The sequence below is a fragment of the Cupriavidus sp. C1SS-2L genome, assembly GCF_057073735.1.
In genome coordinates this window covers 1,104,962-1,121,243 of the sequence record NZ_CP172709.1, presented here as the reverse complement: position 1 = coordinate 1,121,243, position 16,282 = coordinate 1,104,962, and the positions used below count along the sequence as shown (strand labels likewise).

Annotated in this window: 16 protein-coding genes and 1 pseudogene; 5 read left to right on the top strand and 12 right to left on the bottom strand. The window is 64.7% G+C overall.

What is annotated here, in order from left to right:
* Positions 1 to 34 precede the first annotated feature (34 nt).
* Positions 35 to 691: a PepSY-associated TM helix domain-containing protein gene (locus tag ACIGJG_RS22810; protein ID WP_011301326.1), complete on the bottom strand. Its 657-nt coding sequence runs from the start codon at positions 689 to 691 to the stop codon at positions 35 to 37.
* Positions 692 to 1,012: 321 nt separating this feature from the next.
* On the bottom strand, positions 1,013 to 2,077 hold the full coding sequence (locus tag ACIGJG_RS22805) for a porin (protein ID WP_011301327.1): 1,065 nt from the start codon (positions 2,075 to 2,077) through the stop codon (positions 1,013 to 1,015).
* A 419-nt stretch (positions 2,078 to 2,496) separates the two neighbouring features.
* Between ACIGJG_RS22805 and ACIGJG_RS22800 the strand changes: the two genes are divergently transcribed.
* Entirely contained in the window at positions 2,497 to 3,774 is a 1,278-nt protein-coding gene (locus ACIGJG_RS22800; RefSeq protein ID WP_011301328.1) for a M20 family metallopeptidase, read from the top strand.
* Positions 3,775 to 3,872: 98 nt separating this feature from the next.
* Here the strand turns inward: ACIGJG_RS22800 and ACIGJG_RS22795 are convergent, their stop codons facing one another.
* A complete protein-coding gene (locus ACIGJG_RS22795; RefSeq protein WP_011301329.1) occupies positions 3,873 to 4,544 on the bottom strand; it encodes an alpha/beta hydrolase in 672 nt (223 codons plus the stop codon).
* Positions 4,545 to 4,722: 178 nt separating this feature from the next.
* On the opposite strand from ACIGJG_RS22795, the gene ACIGJG_RS22790 reads away from it, so the two are divergent.
* The gene (locus ACIGJG_RS22790) at positions 4,723 to 5,610 is read left to right on the top strand and encodes a LysR family transcriptional regulator (protein ID WP_483673953.1); all 888 of its coding nucleotides are present in this window, start codon (positions 4,723 to 4,725) and stop codon (positions 5,608 to 5,610) included.
* A 38-nt stretch (positions 5,611 to 5,648) separates the two neighbouring features.
* On the opposite strand, the gene mhpD is transcribed toward ACIGJG_RS22790, so the two are convergent.
* The 8 genes from mhpD to ACIGJG_RS22750 form a co-directional block, all read right to left on the bottom strand.
* Positions 5,649 to 6,443 (bottom strand): 2-keto-4-pentenoate hydratase, encoded by a 795-nt coding sequence (mhpD, locus tag ACIGJG_RS22785; RefSeq protein WP_140949762.1) that lies wholly within the window; start codon positions 6,441 to 6,443, stop codon positions 5,649 to 5,651.
* Positions 6,444 to 6,450: 7 nt separating this feature from the next.
* On the bottom strand, positions 6,451 to 6,744 hold the full coding sequence (locus tag ACIGJG_RS22780; protein WP_011301332.1) for a YciI family protein: 294 nt from the start codon (positions 6,742 to 6,744) through the stop codon (positions 6,451 to 6,453).
* A 7-nt stretch (positions 6,745 to 6,751) separates the two neighbouring features.
* Positions 6,752 to 8,656 carry a TRAP transporter large permease gene (locus ACIGJG_RS22775; protein WP_483673952.1) on the bottom strand — a complete coding sequence of 635 codons (1,905 nt, stop codon included), beginning with the start codon at positions 8,654 to 8,656 and terminating at the stop codon, positions 6,752 to 6,754.
* A gap of 12 nt (positions 8,657 to 8,668) precedes the next feature.
* Positions 8,669 to 9,190, bottom strand: coding sequence for a PPC domain-containing DNA-binding protein (locus tag ACIGJG_RS22770; protein ID WP_011301334.1), 522 nt, complete (start codon positions 9,188 to 9,190; stop codon positions 8,669 to 8,671).
* A gap of 92 nt (positions 9,191 to 9,282) precedes the next feature.
* Positions 9,283 to 10,320 carry a TRAP transporter substrate-binding protein gene (locus ACIGJG_RS22765; RefSeq protein ID WP_011301335.1) on the bottom strand — a complete coding sequence of 346 codons (1,038 nt, stop codon included), beginning with the start codon at positions 10,318 to 10,320 and terminating at the stop codon, positions 9,283 to 9,285.
* 125 nt (positions 10,321 to 10,445) lie between these two features.
* The gene (locus ACIGJG_RS22760) at positions 10,446 to 10,778 is read right to left on the bottom strand and encodes a hypothetical protein (protein WP_011301336.1); all 333 of its coding nucleotides are present in this window, start codon (positions 10,776 to 10,778) and stop codon (positions 10,446 to 10,448) included.
* 26 nt (positions 10,779 to 10,804) lie between these two features.
* A complete protein-coding gene (locus ACIGJG_RS22755) occupies positions 10,805 to 11,134 on the bottom strand; it encodes a hypothetical protein (RefSeq protein WP_011301337.1) in 330 nt (109 codons plus the stop codon).
* A 173-nt stretch (positions 11,135 to 11,307) separates the two neighbouring features.
* The gene (locus ACIGJG_RS22750; protein WP_041680308.1) at positions 11,308 to 11,493 is read right to left on the bottom strand and encodes a hypothetical protein; all 186 of its coding nucleotides are present in this window, start codon (positions 11,491 to 11,493) and stop codon (positions 11,308 to 11,310) included.
* A gap of 214 nt (positions 11,494 to 11,707) precedes the next feature.
* Here ACIGJG_RS22750 and ACIGJG_RS22745 point away from each other — a divergent pair.
* Positions 11,708 to 11,848: pseudogene (locus ACIGJG_RS22745) on the top strand (chromate resistance protein ChrB domain-containing protein); the annotation flags it as partial.
* 31 nt (positions 11,849 to 11,879) lie between these two features.
* The gene (locus ACIGJG_RS22740) at positions 11,880 to 13,103 is read left to right on the top strand and encodes an MFS transporter (protein WP_483673951.1); all 1,224 of its coding nucleotides are present in this window, start codon (positions 11,880 to 11,882) and stop codon (positions 13,101 to 13,103) included.
* 25 nt (positions 13,104 to 13,128) lie between these two features.
* Here ACIGJG_RS22740 and chrA read toward each other — a convergent pair whose 3' ends face one another.
* Positions 13,129 to 14,370, bottom strand: coding sequence for a chromate efflux transporter (gene chrA / locus ACIGJG_RS22735; RefSeq protein ID WP_483673950.1), 1,242 nt, complete (start codon positions 14,368 to 14,370; stop codon positions 13,129 to 13,131).
* Positions 14,371 to 14,624: 254 nt separating this feature from the next.
* Between chrA and ACIGJG_RS22730 the strand changes: the two genes are divergently transcribed.
* Positions 14,625 to 16,181, top strand: a complete 1,557-nt coding sequence (locus ACIGJG_RS22730) for a methyl-accepting chemotaxis protein (protein ID WP_140949752.1) — start codon at positions 14,625 to 14,627, stop codon at positions 16,179 to 16,181.
* The last annotated feature ends 101 nt before the right edge of the window (positions 16,182 to 16,282 follow it).

Here is a 16,282-nt window from a genome sequence, read left to right as displayed (position 1 = left end):
CAGGAAAGTTCGAAAGACCGGAAGCCGAGACCGGTCAGTGGATGAACAGGATCGCCAGCAGCAGCGGCACCACCAGACCCAGTCCGACCAGCGGCCACGTGGCCACGCGGCCGGCGGCATGCAGCTTGAGCAGGAACAGGCCAGTCAGGCTGAATAACAGGCAGGACAGCGCGAACACATCCAGGAACAGGCTCCAGGCCCGGCCTGTATTGCGGCCCTTGTGCAGGTCGTTCAGGTACGAGATGGCCCCACGCGTGGTCTTCTCGTACTGGGTCTCGCCGGTATCGAGCGCCAGGCTGACCCAGGCATCGCCGCCCGGCCGGGGCAGCGACACGTAGACTTCATCGGCGGACCATTCCGCCTCGCGCCCGCTCGCGTCGATATCGAGTTCGCGCGACAGCCATTCGGCCAGCGCCGGCGGCACCGGGCTCTTGGCATCGCGCCCGCTGCCCGAGGCAGCCGGCATCGCGGATTTCAGCGCGGAAAGCACGCTGGCAGGCGCGGTAGCCTGTCGCGTCACGACACTCGGCGAAGCCTCGATCTGGGCCGCATGGTTCAGCGTGAAGCCGGTCACCGCGAACAGCAGCATCCCGATCAGGCAGATCGCGGAACTGATCCAGTGCCACTGATGGAGATGCTTGAGCCAGAAGGCCCGACGCTGTTGGCCGGAAGCCGGCTCGGATTCGGTCATTGCGATGGATGGGGCGACGAAAGCCGCAGACGTGTTGTGACACTTCAGCCACAAATAAGATCGGAAGCAAAAAGGATAATCGTTCTCATTTGAAATCGCAACGATGCGACGGTAGCAACGGTTTACGGAGCGTTACAGCGGGCTTCAACGCAACAAGTGTCCGCGAACTTCCCGCAACGAGCCGTTCGCTGCCTACGCTCCACGCAGGCAAAAAAATGGCCGGCATATGCCGGCCAAACGTCCTTAACCCAGTGACAAGTCAAGGTCGATATGATCTGTCACGGCACACTCTATGGTGTGCCAATTCCGCACCAAGGCGGATCAGAAGCGGTGACGCACGCCGACCATAGCGCCAGTCTGGTTCTGGCCCGGCAGCGTATTCGCGGTGCCCGTCACACCGAACGTGGCGTTGCCCTTGTTCTTCACATAACCAAGCAACAGGTACGCATCCGTACGCTTGGAGAAGGCATAGTCAGCATTCAGGACGAACATCCACGAGTCCTTGCTGTCAGTGCGCGCGTCGGTAAAGTAGGTCGCGCCGGTCAGGGTGAAGGCCGGCGTGAACTTGTAATTTGCCCCCAACCAATACAGGTTGTCGTGGCGGGCCTTGCCGGTCGTGACCTCGTCCTGCATCCAGCGGTATCCGGCAAATGCCTTGGCATTACCGAATGCATACGAGGCGCCAATCGCAGCACGCTTGGCGGTCAGGTCCGCCGACGCAAGGGTGCTTCCCTGGAACTGATCATAAGCAGCGCCCACCGAGAATGGGCCGCTCGCATAGGCCAGGCCGCCGCCAAAGTTGGTACCCACCTTGAAATGACCCGGCACTTCACCGCCGAGGCCGGACGTGACATCGCGGCCGAAGCTGTAGAAGCCAGTTGCCGTCAGGCCGCCGAACTTGCCGGTGTACTTGATGGCATTGTCGGCGCGGCCATTGAATTGGTTATCGACGGAGTTGAGCGAGTACATCGGTCCCACCGCCATCGGGTCGTACGCGCCGAACAAGTCATAGAGCGCGTTCTGCTGGCGGCCTAACGTGATAGCGCCGTAGTTGCCTTGCAAGCCAACATAGGCCTGGCGCCCGAACAGTCGGCCCCCTTGGGCGGATTTGCCAGAATCGATGTCAAAGCCGCTTTCCAGTACGAAGATGCCCTTCAGATTGTTGCCCAGATCCTCGACACCGCGCAGGCCCCAACGCGAGCCGGAGAGGCCACCTGAAGTCACACCGGTTACGGAGCCACTTCCGTTAGCGCCACCATTGACGTGGCTTTGGAAACTGACGCCAGCATCAGCGATGCCATAGAGCGTCACGTTGGACGATTGAGCAAAGGCGGCGCCGGACAAGGCGCAAGTTGTGACTGCCATTGCGAGGAGAGTTTTTTTCACTGTCAAATCCCGGTTTCTTTTAAGCGAAGGTTCCTGGCGGTGGTGTCACGGCTACCTTGCGAGCCGCAGCCTCCCACCGACTCGGCCGCGAGATATTGCGACAGCAATGTGACAGGCATATTTAAACAATTGTCCGTAAATATGAATAATTATTTCCACAACGCGAACAATGCAAACACACCCACTCGCCTAGCCTCATCAGGCGGGCACATGTACGTCTCCAACCGGGAGACAAATTTTTGACGAAGTCGTGTCGGTATGCCCGACCCGCTCCCCTTGGCCGACGCGCGAGACAGCCCGGGTTCCCGCGCGCCAAATGAAGCGTTGCAACAGTCCATTCAAGGAAGAGCCAAGGATTTCTTCCTGGCCGAAGCAACCCGGATAACGCAAACTGAACACTGAACGTCCGGAGGTGTTCCATGAACGCACTCGTCCAAGCTATGGCGACCCGCAGCGACACGTTGGTGACGGAACTCGAAGCCATCTACAAGGACTTTCACCAGCACCCCGAGTTGTCGATGCAGGAGTTCCGCACAGCCAAAGTCGCGGGAGATTACATCCAGGCCTTGGGCTATGAAGTGACGCGTGAAGTGGGGGTGACCGGGCTTGTTGGTGTGCTGCGCAACGGCGAGGGACCCACGGTAATGCTCCGTGCAGACATGGATGCTTTACCCATGGCCGAAAACACCGGCTTGTCCTATGCCAGCACCGTCAAGGCCAGAGATGAAGACGGCGTCGAAGTCGATGTCGCGCATTCGTGTGGGCACGACATGCACGTGACATGGCTGATGGGGGTGGCGCGTGTCCTGGCCGAGCACCGTGATGCCTGGAAGGGCACCGTCATGCTGGTCTTTCAACCAGGCGAAGAAGTGGGACGCGGTGCCAGCAGCATGGTCAACGCCTGGCATGCGGAACGCTTTCCCAAGCCAGACATCATTCTGGGCCAGCACGTCATGGTAGGCCCGAGCGGCACCGTCAGTTATCGCCCGGGCGTCATTCTGTCAGCGGGCGATAGCCTTAAGATCAGGCTGTTCGGTCGTGGCTCGCATGGTTCGCAGCCGCAGACTTCCATCGACCCCGTCATCATGGCCGCGTCCACGACGCTGCGCCTGCAGACCATCGTTTCGCGCGAGATTTCGCCGATGGACAACGCGGTGCTGACGATTGGCTCACTGCAGGCAGGTACCAAGGAAAACATCATTCCGGACGAGGCAACCATCAAATTGAATATGCGCACGTTCGACGAGGACGTGCGCGAGTACATGCTGGCGTCCATCCGACGCATCTGTTGCGCGGAGTGCGATGCATCCAACGCTGAGCGACCGCCGGAGTTCACCACGCTGAGCACGTATCCGCTGACGGAGAACGATATCGCAGCCACAAGTCAGGTGGCCGACGTCTTCAAGGCGCAGTTTGGCGATAAGGCCTGCGAGGCGCGGCCGGCCTCGGCCAGTGAGGACTTTAGCGTTTTTGGGCGAGCCTGGAACGTGCCCTACGTGTTCTGGTTCATCGGTGGCACCGACCCGGAAGTCTATGCACAGGCCAAAGCCGCAAAGCAGTTGAATAGGATACCTAGCAATCATTCGCCGAAGTTCGCACCCGTGATTCACCCCACATTGCAAACGGGCCTGCAAGCGATGCTGACGGCGGCATCGGCGTGGCTTTGTCAGGCTCCCGAGTCGCGTGATGGAACATGATGTCAGCCCGATCCTAGCGCGGGCCCGCCGCGCCTGACCGCTTCGCTTCTCGCCCCGGCGCGCCGCGACTTGCCTGCGCCGCCCGGCATACCGGCGGATCAGGCAGGCGCTGACGGCTCCGGCAGATGGTCAAGATAGCGACCGACCACGCGCTCCAGCGCAGAAAGTTTTCCGGTAAAGAAGTGGTTGGCGCCGGGCACTACCACGATGGGCATTTCCTGCGGACGCGCCCAGTCCAGCACGGCGCCGAGCGTCACGCGCTCGTCGTTCTCGCCATGCACGACCAGCGCTGTCGACGGGACATCCGGCGTCTCATAGCTGCGGTGCCCCGGGATGGTTCCCCACGGCATGCCCGTGAGGATCACGTGCGGGCATGCGAGTCCCTGGCTGGCGAGCACTTGCACCGTAAGCGCCACGACATAGGCGCCGAACGAGAAGCCCGCCAGGACCAGCGGCAGGCCCGGGTATTGCTGGCGAAGGTGGTTCACCACCGCCACGGTGTCGTTCGTCTCGCCGTCGCCGGCATCGTGCTCGCCTTCGGTCTCGCCCACGCCGCGGAAATTGGGGCGCACCGTCACATAGCCGCGCGCGGCCAGCGCTTTCGCAAGCACATGCGGGACCTTGTGCGTGGCCGTGCCGCCTTGCAGCGGATGCGGATGCGCGACGACAGCGATACCGCTTGCCACGGCGCGAGGCATATCGACGATCAGCTCGATCCTGCCCGCTTCGCCCGCCACGAACATCTTTCCGCTCCCGGATTGCAATGCCATTCCCTTCCTCGCGAATCTCCACGTCTTCCTGATGCGCGGGCCACGCGGCCCAGACCCCATGGTACAGGCTGGTGCGCGCTCCTGCTTTCGCACCACGCATTCCGGACACCGCAGCGCGAGCCTTTCGCTACAATCGTCGCGAACCAATCGGAACCGACTCCACAGGCGCAGACCGACGATGGACATCAAGCACCTACAACTGTTATCCGACATCGTCGAAGCCGGCAGTCTCAGCAAAGTCTGTGCGTCACGCGGCATTGCGCAGTCTGCGCTCAGCAAGCACATTGCCGCACTGGAAGGCGAGTTCGGCGCGAAGCTGTTCTACCGCACCGGCCGCGGCGTGGTGCTGACGGAATTCGGGCAGTCCATCATGCCGCGCGTGAAGACGCTGCTCGGCGAATTCGAACTGCTCAGGAACGATATCCGCGACCGCGCCGAAGTGCCGAGCGGCCCCGTCAAGCTGGCCCTGCAGGCATCGATCACGCAGCAGATCGTCGGCCCGCTGTTCCAGCGCGTGCGCGCGGATTTCCCGAAGATCGAGTTGCGGCTGATGGAGGGTTTCGCAGGCAATATCGAAGAAGCGCTGGCCAGCGGACGCACGGATGTGGGCGTGTTTTCGCGCTATGGCGAGCGCATCCACAAGACCGATGAAAAGCTGGCCACCGACGAGCTCTATCTGATCGCACGTGCGGGTGATCCGAATGTGGCCAGTCCGAGCTGCAGGTTCGCCGACGCCGCGGCGCTGCCGCTGGTGCTGCCTGGCGCGCCCGATGGCTTCCACATGATGCTGCTGGACGAGGCAAAGAAGGCGGGCGTTCAGCTGAACACCCAGATCGAGGTCGATTCGCTGACCGCCATGCGCGAGATCGTCGCGAACGGGGCAGCCTACACGATCCTCACGCGGCAAGCCGTGGAAGTCGACATGAAGCTCGGCCGCATTGCGGTGAGCCGGATCGTCGACCCGGTCCTCACGCGCACGCTGGTGCTGGCCACGAGCACGCAGCGGCCGCTGACGTATGCGAGCCGGACCGTCATCGACCTGATCCGAAAGCTGACACGGGCCTGAGCCCGCACCGGCTTTCGCGTTAATCTCAATCGCTCGATTCAGTCAGCGGCAAACGCAGTGCGGACCGAGCCAAGACCCGCGATGGTGGTGTCGATGATGTCGCCCGGCGCGACGGTCACCATGGGCCCGAGCGCGCCCGTCATGATGACGTCGCCCGCAAGCAACGGCCTTCCCACTTCCGCCATCTTGCGAGCCAGCCACAGCGCAGCGTTGAGCGGATGGCTCAGGCACGCGGCGCCCACGCCGAGCGATACCACCTCACCCTTGCGCTCCATGAGCATGCCGCACATGCGCAGATCCACCTCCGACAGCCTGCGCGGCTGCGTCCCGAGCGCATACAGGCCAGACGACGCGTTGTCCGCCACGGTGTCCAGCAGGCGGATGTCCCAATTTGCGATGCGGCTGCCGACAATCTCCACGGCCGGCAACACATAAGCAATCGCGGAGATCAACTGCGACAGCGTGACCTGTTCGTGCTTCAGGTCGCGCTCCAGCACGACGGCCACTTCCGCCTCGACCTTCGGTTGCAACACGCGGTCGAGCGCAACCTCTTCGTCTGGAGCGAGTTCCATGTCCGCGAACAGCATGCCGAAATCGGGCGCATCCACGCCAAGCTGCTGCTGCACGGACTTCGACGTCAGGCCGATCTTGCGGCCCGTCAGCCGGCGGCCGGTGTCGAGGTAGTACGCGGTATTGATGTCCTGTACCGTATAGGCGCCTTGCACGCCCACGGCGGACAGGGCGTCCCGCACGGGCGGAATCGGCTGGTTCTGCTGCGCGGCATGGCGCAGCGATGCAGCCAGTGTCTGCAGGATCGTGGTGTCCATCTTCATATGCGCCTCACAGCGGGAGATTCAGGTTGTCCTGGCTCGCGAACACGAGCTTCCAGGGCTTCATGACAACGCTTCGGAACAGCGACGCTTTCGCGAACGGATCATTGGCAGCGAGCTTCGATGCCTCGCTTTCATTGGCGACTTCATACACGAACAGCGCGCCGCTGCCGTCGGCGAACGGGCCGGCGATCACCAGGCGTCCGTGTTGCAACAGCGCTTGCAGATAGGCGCGATGGGCGGGCCGGAATTGCGCAAGGCGCTCAGGCTCGTTTACGTATTCGACGATGGCGGCGAACTTCATGGGATGCTCAGTGATGGAGGAAACCGGTGGAGATCCACGGCACGGCCGCGACGACGACGGTGCCGATGAACAGGAAAGTCATGTAGCGCCAGATGTGGCGCACGCCCTCGCTAGGCTTGGTACGGCTGATCGCGCAGGCGGCGTAGTAGCCGACACCGAACGGCGGCGCGAACAGGCCGATGCCCATGGCCAGTACGACCACCATCGAGTAATGCACGTCATGGATGCCCAGCTGGCGCGCGATCGGAAACAGGAGCGGGCCGAACAGCACGATTGCGGGAATGCCTTCCAGCACGCTGCCAAGCAGCACGAAGGCCACGATCGAGACCGCCATGAAAGCCGGCGCACCCCCCGGTAGCCGAGCCATGGCCGCTGCCAGGTCACCCGAGAAGCCCGACTGCGTGAGCGACCAGGCCATGCCGGTCGCGGTGCCGATGATCAGCAGGATCGCTCCAGACAAGGCGGCCGTATCGACGAGCGCGGGCCACAGTTGCCTGAGGTCGAGCTTGCGGTACACCAGCAGCCCGACGATCAGCGCGTAGACGATGCCGATCGTGGACACTTCCGTCGCCGTCGCCACGCCCTCCACCACCGCGGCGCGCACGACGAACGGCAGCGCGAGCGCGGGCAATGCCACCACGAGACTCTTGCCGATCATGGCCCGCGTGGCACGCGCGCTGCAGGCGCTGCCGCTCTTGCGGGCCTGCCACCACACGACCAGGCCGAGCACGAGTGCCAGCACAATGCCCGGCATCAATCCGGCGGTGAACAGGTCGGCAATGGAGATGCCGGTCACTGAGCCGATGGTGATCAGCACCAGGCTCGGCGGCACCGTCTCCGTCTGCGCGCCGGTCGCCGCAAGCAGCGCGACCATGTCGCCATCATCGGCGCCGCGCTTCTTCATCTCGGGAAACAGCGCCGGCGCCACGGCTGCCATGTCCGCCGCCTTGGAGCCCGAGATGCCGGAGACGAGATACATCGCCCCGATCAGCACATACGACAGGCCGCCACGGATATGGCCGAGCAGGTTGGCCAGGAACTGCACCATGGCGCGCGCCATCGACGTCATCTCGATCAGCACGCCGAGGAACACGAACATCGGCACCGCGAGCAGGATCAGGTGCGACATGCCTTCGTCCATGCGGCCGATCACGACAATGGTCGGCGTGGACGTAGTCAGCGACAGATAGCCGAACGTCGCTAGGCCGAACGAGAATGCGATCGGCACGCCCGTGAACACCAGCAGGCCAACGATGCCGACAAAGAACACCAGCAGGTTGGCATTGCCGAGTTCTTGCAAGGCAGGCTGCAGCAGCACGAGGCCGCCCACGACCCCAGCGCATGCGACCAGTGCCACCAACACCATTCGCAGGCTGGAGGTGGACAGCAGCCGCACCACGCTCATCAGCAGGATCAGCGCGATGCCGAGCGGCAGCGCGGCGGCACGCCAGGCGTTGGAGATGTCCAGTGCCGGCATGGTCACGGCGGCTTCCTCACTCGCGAATTCATAAGCGGGATGCGCGACCAGCACGAGCCACGTCAGCGCCGCCACCGTTGCCACGAGTTCGAACACGCGGCGCCATTTCGGCGCTGCGGCATCAACGAGCGCCGTCATGCGCATATGGCTGCCGCGCCGGAACGCCACCGCGGCGCCGAGCATGATGAGCCAGATGAACAACAGCGACGCCAGCTCGTCGACCCACACCAGCGGCGTGTGCAGGACATAGCGGCTCAGCACGCCGCTGAACAGCACGCCGATCTCGGCCACCACGAGCAGGGCCGCCGGCACTTCGGACACAACGCCGAGCGCCTTGTCAGCCAGCCGCAGCATGCGCGCCGGTGCGCCGCCCGAAAGCGCCCCGGCATGGGACTCTATGCCCGGGGGATTGATATCGACCATATGCGTGGACATGTCCCGCCTCCGTCATTGCTGCGGCAAGCCAAGTACGTTGGCCTGAATTTCGGGGTCGACGAAGCGATCCAGACGTTGCGGGTAGACCGTGACCGTGATCTCGCAGGACCCGGTGCCGACGGTCAGCCCGAGAAGATGGCCGCCCGCGCCCTGGAACGTGCCGTCCGTGACGGTGCCGTGCGCGTGGATCGAAGGCTTGCCCTCTTTCCACGCGATGGAACCGGTCATGTTGGCCATCTCGACATTGCGGTACGTCTTCGGATCGAACTGCTTGCGGCCGAAGTCGTAGAAGCCGAACGTGGCTTCGGACATGAAGCCGATGCCGACGAAGCTGGCGCTCGGAATATGCTCGTCCCGCGCCAGTTGCTCAAGGTTCTGCAGCACGTTGTCGCCATGCCGCAGCACCATCAGGTAGCCCGTCGGCGTCTTCATGTACTTGCCCTTCAACTCCTGCGCCGCGGCACTTTGCGTGCCCATGCAGGAAAGGGTAAGGCCGAGCGTGACGAGCGATGCCATGCGCGCGAGGAAGGTCATGATGTCTCCTGGAATTCTGCTTGAGCGCAGCCGCGGCGGTGGCGTGCAGCCACCGGCCAGCGGTGCCGGATTGGAAATGCCGTGGGTTGTGGTCAGGCCAGCTTGCCCGAGTACTGTTCGAGCAGCGCCCAGGTTTCGGCCGGGAATTTTTTCTGCCAGTCGCGGTAGAAACCGGCCTTGCTCAGGTAATCGCGGAACACCTTTACGTCAGGCTGGTTAAACACCATGCCGCGGCCTTTCAGTTCTTCGCGCAGGCGGGTATTGAGTGCATCGACGGCCTGGCGCTGCTTGACGGCATACGTATCGAACGTAGTGGCCGCCAGTTGCCGCAGGTCTTCGGGCAAGGCGTTCCATGTGCGCAGATTCGCGACGAGCCAGAAGCCATCCCACACGTGCGACGTCAGCGAGCAGTACTTCTGCACTTCGTAGAGCCGCTGCGTACCCAGGATCGTCAGCGGGTTTTCCTGGCCGTCGACGATCTTCGTCTGCAACGCGGTGTAGGTCTCCGCCATGTTGATGCCCGCCGGCGCGGCGCCGAAGGCCTTGAACATCGACGTCAGCGCCGGGCTCAGCGGCACGCGGATCTTGAAGCCGCTCAGGTCCTGCGGCGTGTTGATCTGCCGGTTGCTGCTGGTGACCTGGCGGAAACCGTGGTCCCAGATCTTCGGCAGCGGCATCAGGTTGACCTTCGCGAACGCACCGCGGATATGCGCGCCGAGATCACCGTCCATGGCCTTCCAGACGTGCTCGTAGCTCGGGAACGCAAATCCGATCCCGCTGATGGAGGCGGCCGGCACCAGCGTGCCCCAGATCAGGCCCGCCGTGCTGACAAGGTCGATGGCGCCCGAGCGCACCTGCGACACCATGTCGGTGTCGCTGCCGAGCTGGCTGTTCGGAAAGACGCGGATGTTCAGGCGGCCGTTGGAGGCACGCGCAATCTCGGCCGCGGCAGCGGTCAGGTTGACGGTCGTCGGATGCGTCGCATCGAGCGCGATGCCGAGCTTGTAGTTGTACGTCTGCCCCGCGGCACGTGCCGGTGTGTGGATCATCAGCCCGGACGCAGCCGAAGCCGCCACCAGCGCAATGCCCTGCTTAAGCGCCAGGCGGCGCCCGTTGTTGAACCCGCTCATGGTTTGTCTCCTGCGGTCTGATCTTGTAGTGTTTCCGGCGTTCCGCGCGATTCACACGCGCTGCTTGCGCAGTACGGCGGCGGCCGCCGGGAGGCCGCCCGTGGCACCTGAGGTGCCCTTCTGCTTTATGCCGCTTTGGCCGGACGTCCGCTGAGGTAGCGAGAGAAGCTGCGCGCGCCGTCCCAGTCCTGGATCAGCGTCAGCCGGCGCTTCAGGAACAGCCCATCGGCCACGCGCTCGGCAAAGGCCTCGAACGTTTCGGTCGGGTCGTCGATCTCGAACACGAAATACACCTTCGCCTCTTCGTTGGACAGCCATGGGCCGGCAAGCAGCTTGAGGTCGCCAGGCAGGTTGTGCGGGCGCACGCCTTTGCGCAGGTTGCCCAGAAAATCCACGACCCCCTGCATGGTCTTCGGCGACATGTCGCGCAGCCAGACTTCATTGAAAAACTTCGGCATCTTCGTTCTCCTTGTCTCGATGCGGGTCAGGCGTTAGCGACGCTGTCGGTCACGCGATCGGTATAGGCCTTCATCTGGTCCCAACCGGAAAGGAGCGTCAGCTTGCGCCGCGCAAACAGGCCGCTGACTACGCGCTCAGCGTAGGCATCGAACATGGTCGACGGGTCGTCGATCTCGAAGATGAACATCACCTTCGCCTCCTCGGCCGAGAGCCAGGGGCCGGCAATCATGCGCAGGTCGGGCGGAAGGTTGTCGGGCTTGGTGCCGACGCTCAGGTTGCCGAAGAAGGTCACGGCCTCTTCGATCAGTTCCGGCTTGATGTCGCCAAGCCAGACTTCGTTCAGGAACAAGGGCATTGATGTCTCCAGTCATCGTTCTCGCTGCGGGCAGAAGGGTGCAGCGCGATGACCGAAGCATATGAAAACGCGTTGCCGCGTCCTATGCATAAAGCGAGATATCAGCCTTTCAGCGAAGAGGAAATCTTTGGTGGGAAGAGCGCCCGGCGGTATGCGCCGGGCACCACATGGGGCTACGCGTAGTCTGCGTAGCGGTCGGGGTCATCGGGCATCGTCCACTTGGTGAACTCCACCGGCGGTTGCGGTGCTTCGGGCGCAGGTTGCGCGGCCGCCTGTGCGACCTGGGCAGCGAGCGTGGCCCCGGGAACGTCGACGACTTCCTCGCCATCTTCCGACCAGCACCTGAGTCTGACCGACATGGTCCCTCCTGCAGGTTCCAGACTGCTTCGCGGTGCGGAGCAGGGTCTGGTTGTACGCCAAGTCTCCACCATAGGCCAGTTTCTTGACGAATTGCTGACGCGAGGGGCGGCCGCGATACATCCATTGCGCAATCAATGAAAGATTTCCGTGTCGAGGTTTGTAGACATTGCTACAGCATTGAAGACAACCCTATGGCAGTCCTATCATCGAGCCATGAACAGCCAAGACTCGTGGACGCTGCTGATCGTCAGCCTGCCTACTTCCAGCGCCACCGCCCGCATGCGGATCTGGCGCGCCGTCCGTGCGCTCGGTTGCGCCGCCTTGCGCGACGGCGCCTACCTGTTGCCGGCCCGGCATGCGCTGCTCCATCACTAGGGAAGCGCCGATGCGGGCCTCGCTCGCCAGTATGGTGCTGCCGCCGGGTATCGATCCGGTGGCCCTGACGCTGCTGCTGGGCCGCGCGCTGCGCGGCATCTGCGATGGCTTTGTCGCCGTGCTGCTGCCCGCGTACCTGCTGGCGCTCGGCTTCGATCCGCTCGCGGTCGGGCTGATCGGCAGCGCCACGCTGGCGGGGTCTGCGCTGGCGACCGTCCTGGTCGGCGTGCTCGGGCACCGCTATCCGTTGCGGCGCATGCTGACGCTGGCTGCCGCGCTGATGGTGGCGACCGGCATCGGCTTTGCGGGACTAACCTCGCTGTGGCCGCTGGTGATCGTTGCCTTTGTCGGCACGATCAATCCCGGCTCGGGTGATGTCAGCCTGTTCCTGCCGCTGGAGCATGCGCGCCTGGCGGATGCGGCCACGCCGCAGGCGCGCACCGCGCTGTTTGCGCGCTACAGCCTGAGCGGTTCGCTGGCATCGGCCTTCGGCGCGCTCGCGGCAGCGCTGCCGGGCTGGGCCGCGGGGCACGGCATGCTGGCGCCGCTGCCCGCCATGCGCGCGATGTTCGTGCTGTACGCGCTCGTGGGAGGCGCGTTGTGGTACCTCTATGCCCGCTTGCCGGCACACGATCCGCATGCGGACACGCCGCGCGTGCCACTCGGTGCATCGCGCGGCATCGTCATGCGCCTGGCGCTGCTGTTCAGCGTGGACGCCTTCGCGGGCGGGCTGGTGGTCAACGCGCTGCTGTCGCTCTGGCTGATGCAGCGCTTTGGGCTGTCGCCGGGCGACGCGGGCCGGTTCTTCTTCTGGGCCGGGCTGTTGTCGGCGGCATCGCAGCTGGTGGCCGTGCCGCTGGCGCGCCGCGTCGGCCTCCTGAACACCATGGTGTTCACGCATATCCCGTCCAGCCTGTGCCTGATTGCCGCGGCCATGGCGCCCTCGCTCGTGCCGGCGCTGGTCCTGCTGCTGGCCCGCAGCGCACTGTCCCAGATGGATGTACCGACTCGCACCGCGTACGTGATGGCCGTGGTGACACCGCCAGAACGCCCCGCGGCTGCCAGCCTGACAGCAGTACCCAGAAGTCTGGCCGCCGCGCTTGGCCCGACGCTGGCCGGCGCCATGCTGGCCACAGGCTGGGCCGCCGCGCCGCTGGTGGCTTGCGGGCTGCTCAAGATCGGCTATGACCTTGCCCTGCTGCGGGCATTCCGGCGCGTCGAGCCCGAGCGGTAACGCACGCGCGAAACCGGGAGCAGCGCTACAGCCCCGCCGCCCACCCGGCCACCGCAGCCACCGCCACGACAAGCCACGGCGGCAGCCGCCACCACATCAGCGCGACCAGCGCCACCACAGCCAGCCCGAAATCGCGTGGCGCATGCACCGCGCTGGTCCACACGGGCTGGTACAGCGCGGCCAGCAGCAGGCCGACCACGCCGGCATTCACGCCCGCCAGCGCGGCCTGCGCGCGCCGGCTGCGGCGCAGGCTTTCCCAGAACGGCAGCACGCCGATCACCAGCAGCATGCCAGGCAGGAAGATCGCCACCAGGCAGAGCAAGCCGCCGGCCCAGCCGGTGGGTTCGATCTGCATCGCAGCACCGAGAAACGCGGCGAACGTGAAGAGCGGCCCCGGCATGGCCTGCACCACGCCATAGCCGGCAAGGAACGCGTCGCGGCTCACCCAGCCGGTCGGGATCACCGCCGCGTCCAGCAGCGGCAGCACGACGTGGCCGCCGCCGAACACCAGGGCCCCGGCGCGAAAGAAGGCATCGAACATCGGCACCGCGCCTGCGCCCGCATGACGCGCAAGCAACGGCAGGCCGGCCATCAGCACAGCGAAAAGCACCAACGCCGCGACCCCGGCGCGATGGGTCACGGGCATCGGCAAGGGGTCATGCACAGGCGCTGTTTCCGTTCGGATCAGCATGAGACCAGCGATCGCCGTGGCGGCGATGACTGCGACCTGGATCCACGGCCCGGGCACCGCGACGGCCAGGCACACAGCAATCGCCATGATGGTCACGCGCAGCGTGTCCGGGCATAGGTTTCGCGCCATGCCCCAGAACGCCTGCGCCACCACGGCCACGGCCACGAGCTTGAGCCCGTGCAACAGGCCAGGCGGAACGTTGGCTCCCCATGCCGCCAACCCCTGCGCCAAGAGGATCATGGCCAGTGCCGACGGCAAGGTGAAGCCTGTCCATGCCGCCAGCGCGCCTGCATAGCCGGCGCGCGACATGCCAAGGGCTAGGCCGACCTGGCTGCTCGCCGGGCCCGGCAGAAACTGGCACAGGCCGACGAGATCCGCATAGGCGCGTTCGCTGAGCCAGCGCCTGCGTGTGACGAACTCGTCGCGAAAGTACCCGAGGTGCGCCACGGGACCGCCAAACGACGTGAGGCCCAGCCGCAGGAACACGAGGAACACCGACAGGACACCGCGGTCATGCGTGCGACTGCCGTCGGCTGCATCGGGTTGCGTCATAGGGTTGCGTGGCGTCGCTGCCATGCGTCCTCCTCTTGGGGGGGTTGGCGTGGGATGGGATACAGGGCGCTCTGCGGCCCTGTCGGACTGCCGCCGATTTTAGGGCAGACCGAGGTTTTCTCCGTGACGCTGTCTCCACTTCTTTCCAAAAAGCCGACAAACCTTGCTGCCTTCAAGGAGGTATTACCCCAATCAAGTTAGTCAAAGCGGTCGCCGTTATGGCGGGGACGGACGCCAAAAGTCCGATTACACCGAGCATATGGGGAGAAACAGAGGCAATGCTGCAAAACCTGAGTCTGAGGAAAAAGCTCTTGCTGCCACTGGTGCTGAGCTGGGTATGCCTGCTTGGCATCACGCTGTGGAATGCATGGCAGATGCGCGCGCTGCGCATGGAGGAGCGCCGGCTTGACCTGGCACACGTCACGGATACCGCGGTGTCAGTGGTGGCCGGGTATGAGGCGCTGGCCAAGGCGGGCAAGATGCCGCCGGAAGAAGCCAAAGAGCAGGCGCTGGAGCGCGTGCGCGCGATGCGCTTTGGCGACGACGGCTACTTCACGCTGATGCGCTCCGACACCGAAGTGCTCATGCATCCGTTCAAGACCGACATGATCGGCAAGAAGATGGAGGACATGAAGGATCCCAACGGCACGTACCTGTTCCGCGATATCGCCGCCATCGGCAAGGGCGCCGGCAAGGGCTTCGTCAACTACCTGTGGCCCAGGCCAGGCGCCGAGGCGCCGCAGCCCAAGCTCAGCTATGTGGCCAACTTCCGCCCCTGGGACTGGAACTTTATCGCCGGCCTGTACCTGGACGACATCGAGGCCACGTTCCGCACGTCGCTGCTCAACGCGCTCGGGCTGCTGCTCGGCGTGGGCGCGCTGATGACGGTGGTCATGCTGCGCGTGGCCGGCAGCCTGCAGAAGCAGCTCGGCGGCGAGCCTGCGCTCACGTCGCAGATCGCCACGCGCATCGCCGAAGGCAACCTGAGCACCATGGTCGAGGTGCAGCCCGGCGACGAGCACAGCGTGCTTTACGCCATGCAGCAGATGCAGTCGCGCCTGACCGGCGCAATAGGCAGCATCCGGGGTTCGGCCGATTCAATCGCGGGCGCGGCCAAGCAGATTTCCGCCGGCAACTCCGACCTGTCGCGCCGCAGCGAAGAGCAGGCGGCCTCGCTGGAGCAAACCGCAGCCAGCATGGAGCAGCTCACCAGCACGGTGCGCCAGAGCGCCGACAATGCGCGCCAGGCCAGCCGCCTGGCCGAGGGCGCATCCGAGATCGCGGTGCGCGGCGGCAGCATCGTGAGCCAAGTGGTCACGACCATGGGCGACATCAAGGAAGCGTCGGGCAAGGTGGTCGACATCATCGCCGTGATCGAAGGCATTGCGTTCCAGACCAATATCCTGGCGCTGAACGCCGCGGTGGAAGCCGCGCGCGCCGGCGAGCAGGGCCGCGGCTTTGCCGTGGTAGCCGGCGAGGTGCGCACGCTGGCCCAGCGCAGCGCCACTGCTGCCAAGGAGATCAAGGCATTGATCGGCAATTCGGCGCAGCGCGTGGAAGACGGCGCGGTGCTGGTCGAAGGTGCGGGCAAGGCCATGGACGAGATCGTCGAGGCGGTCAAGCGCGTCACGGACCTGATGGGCGAGATGCGGGCAGCCACCGAAGAGCAGACCGGCGGCATCGAGCAGGTCAACCAGGCGGTGTCGCAGATGGACCAGATGGCGCAGCAGAACGCGGCGCTGGTGGAAGAAGCTGCCGCCGCTGCCGCGTCGCTGGAAGACCAGGCAGCCGCACTGCACCACGCGGTCGGCCAGTTCCGGCTCGCCGGCGGCTGATCGGCTAAGCGGCTGGGCGGCTGGGCGGCTGGGCATGGCGAGCCATGCCACCTGCCGTGGCCGCGTATATTATGGATCGCAGCGGGCGGCGCCAGCGAACG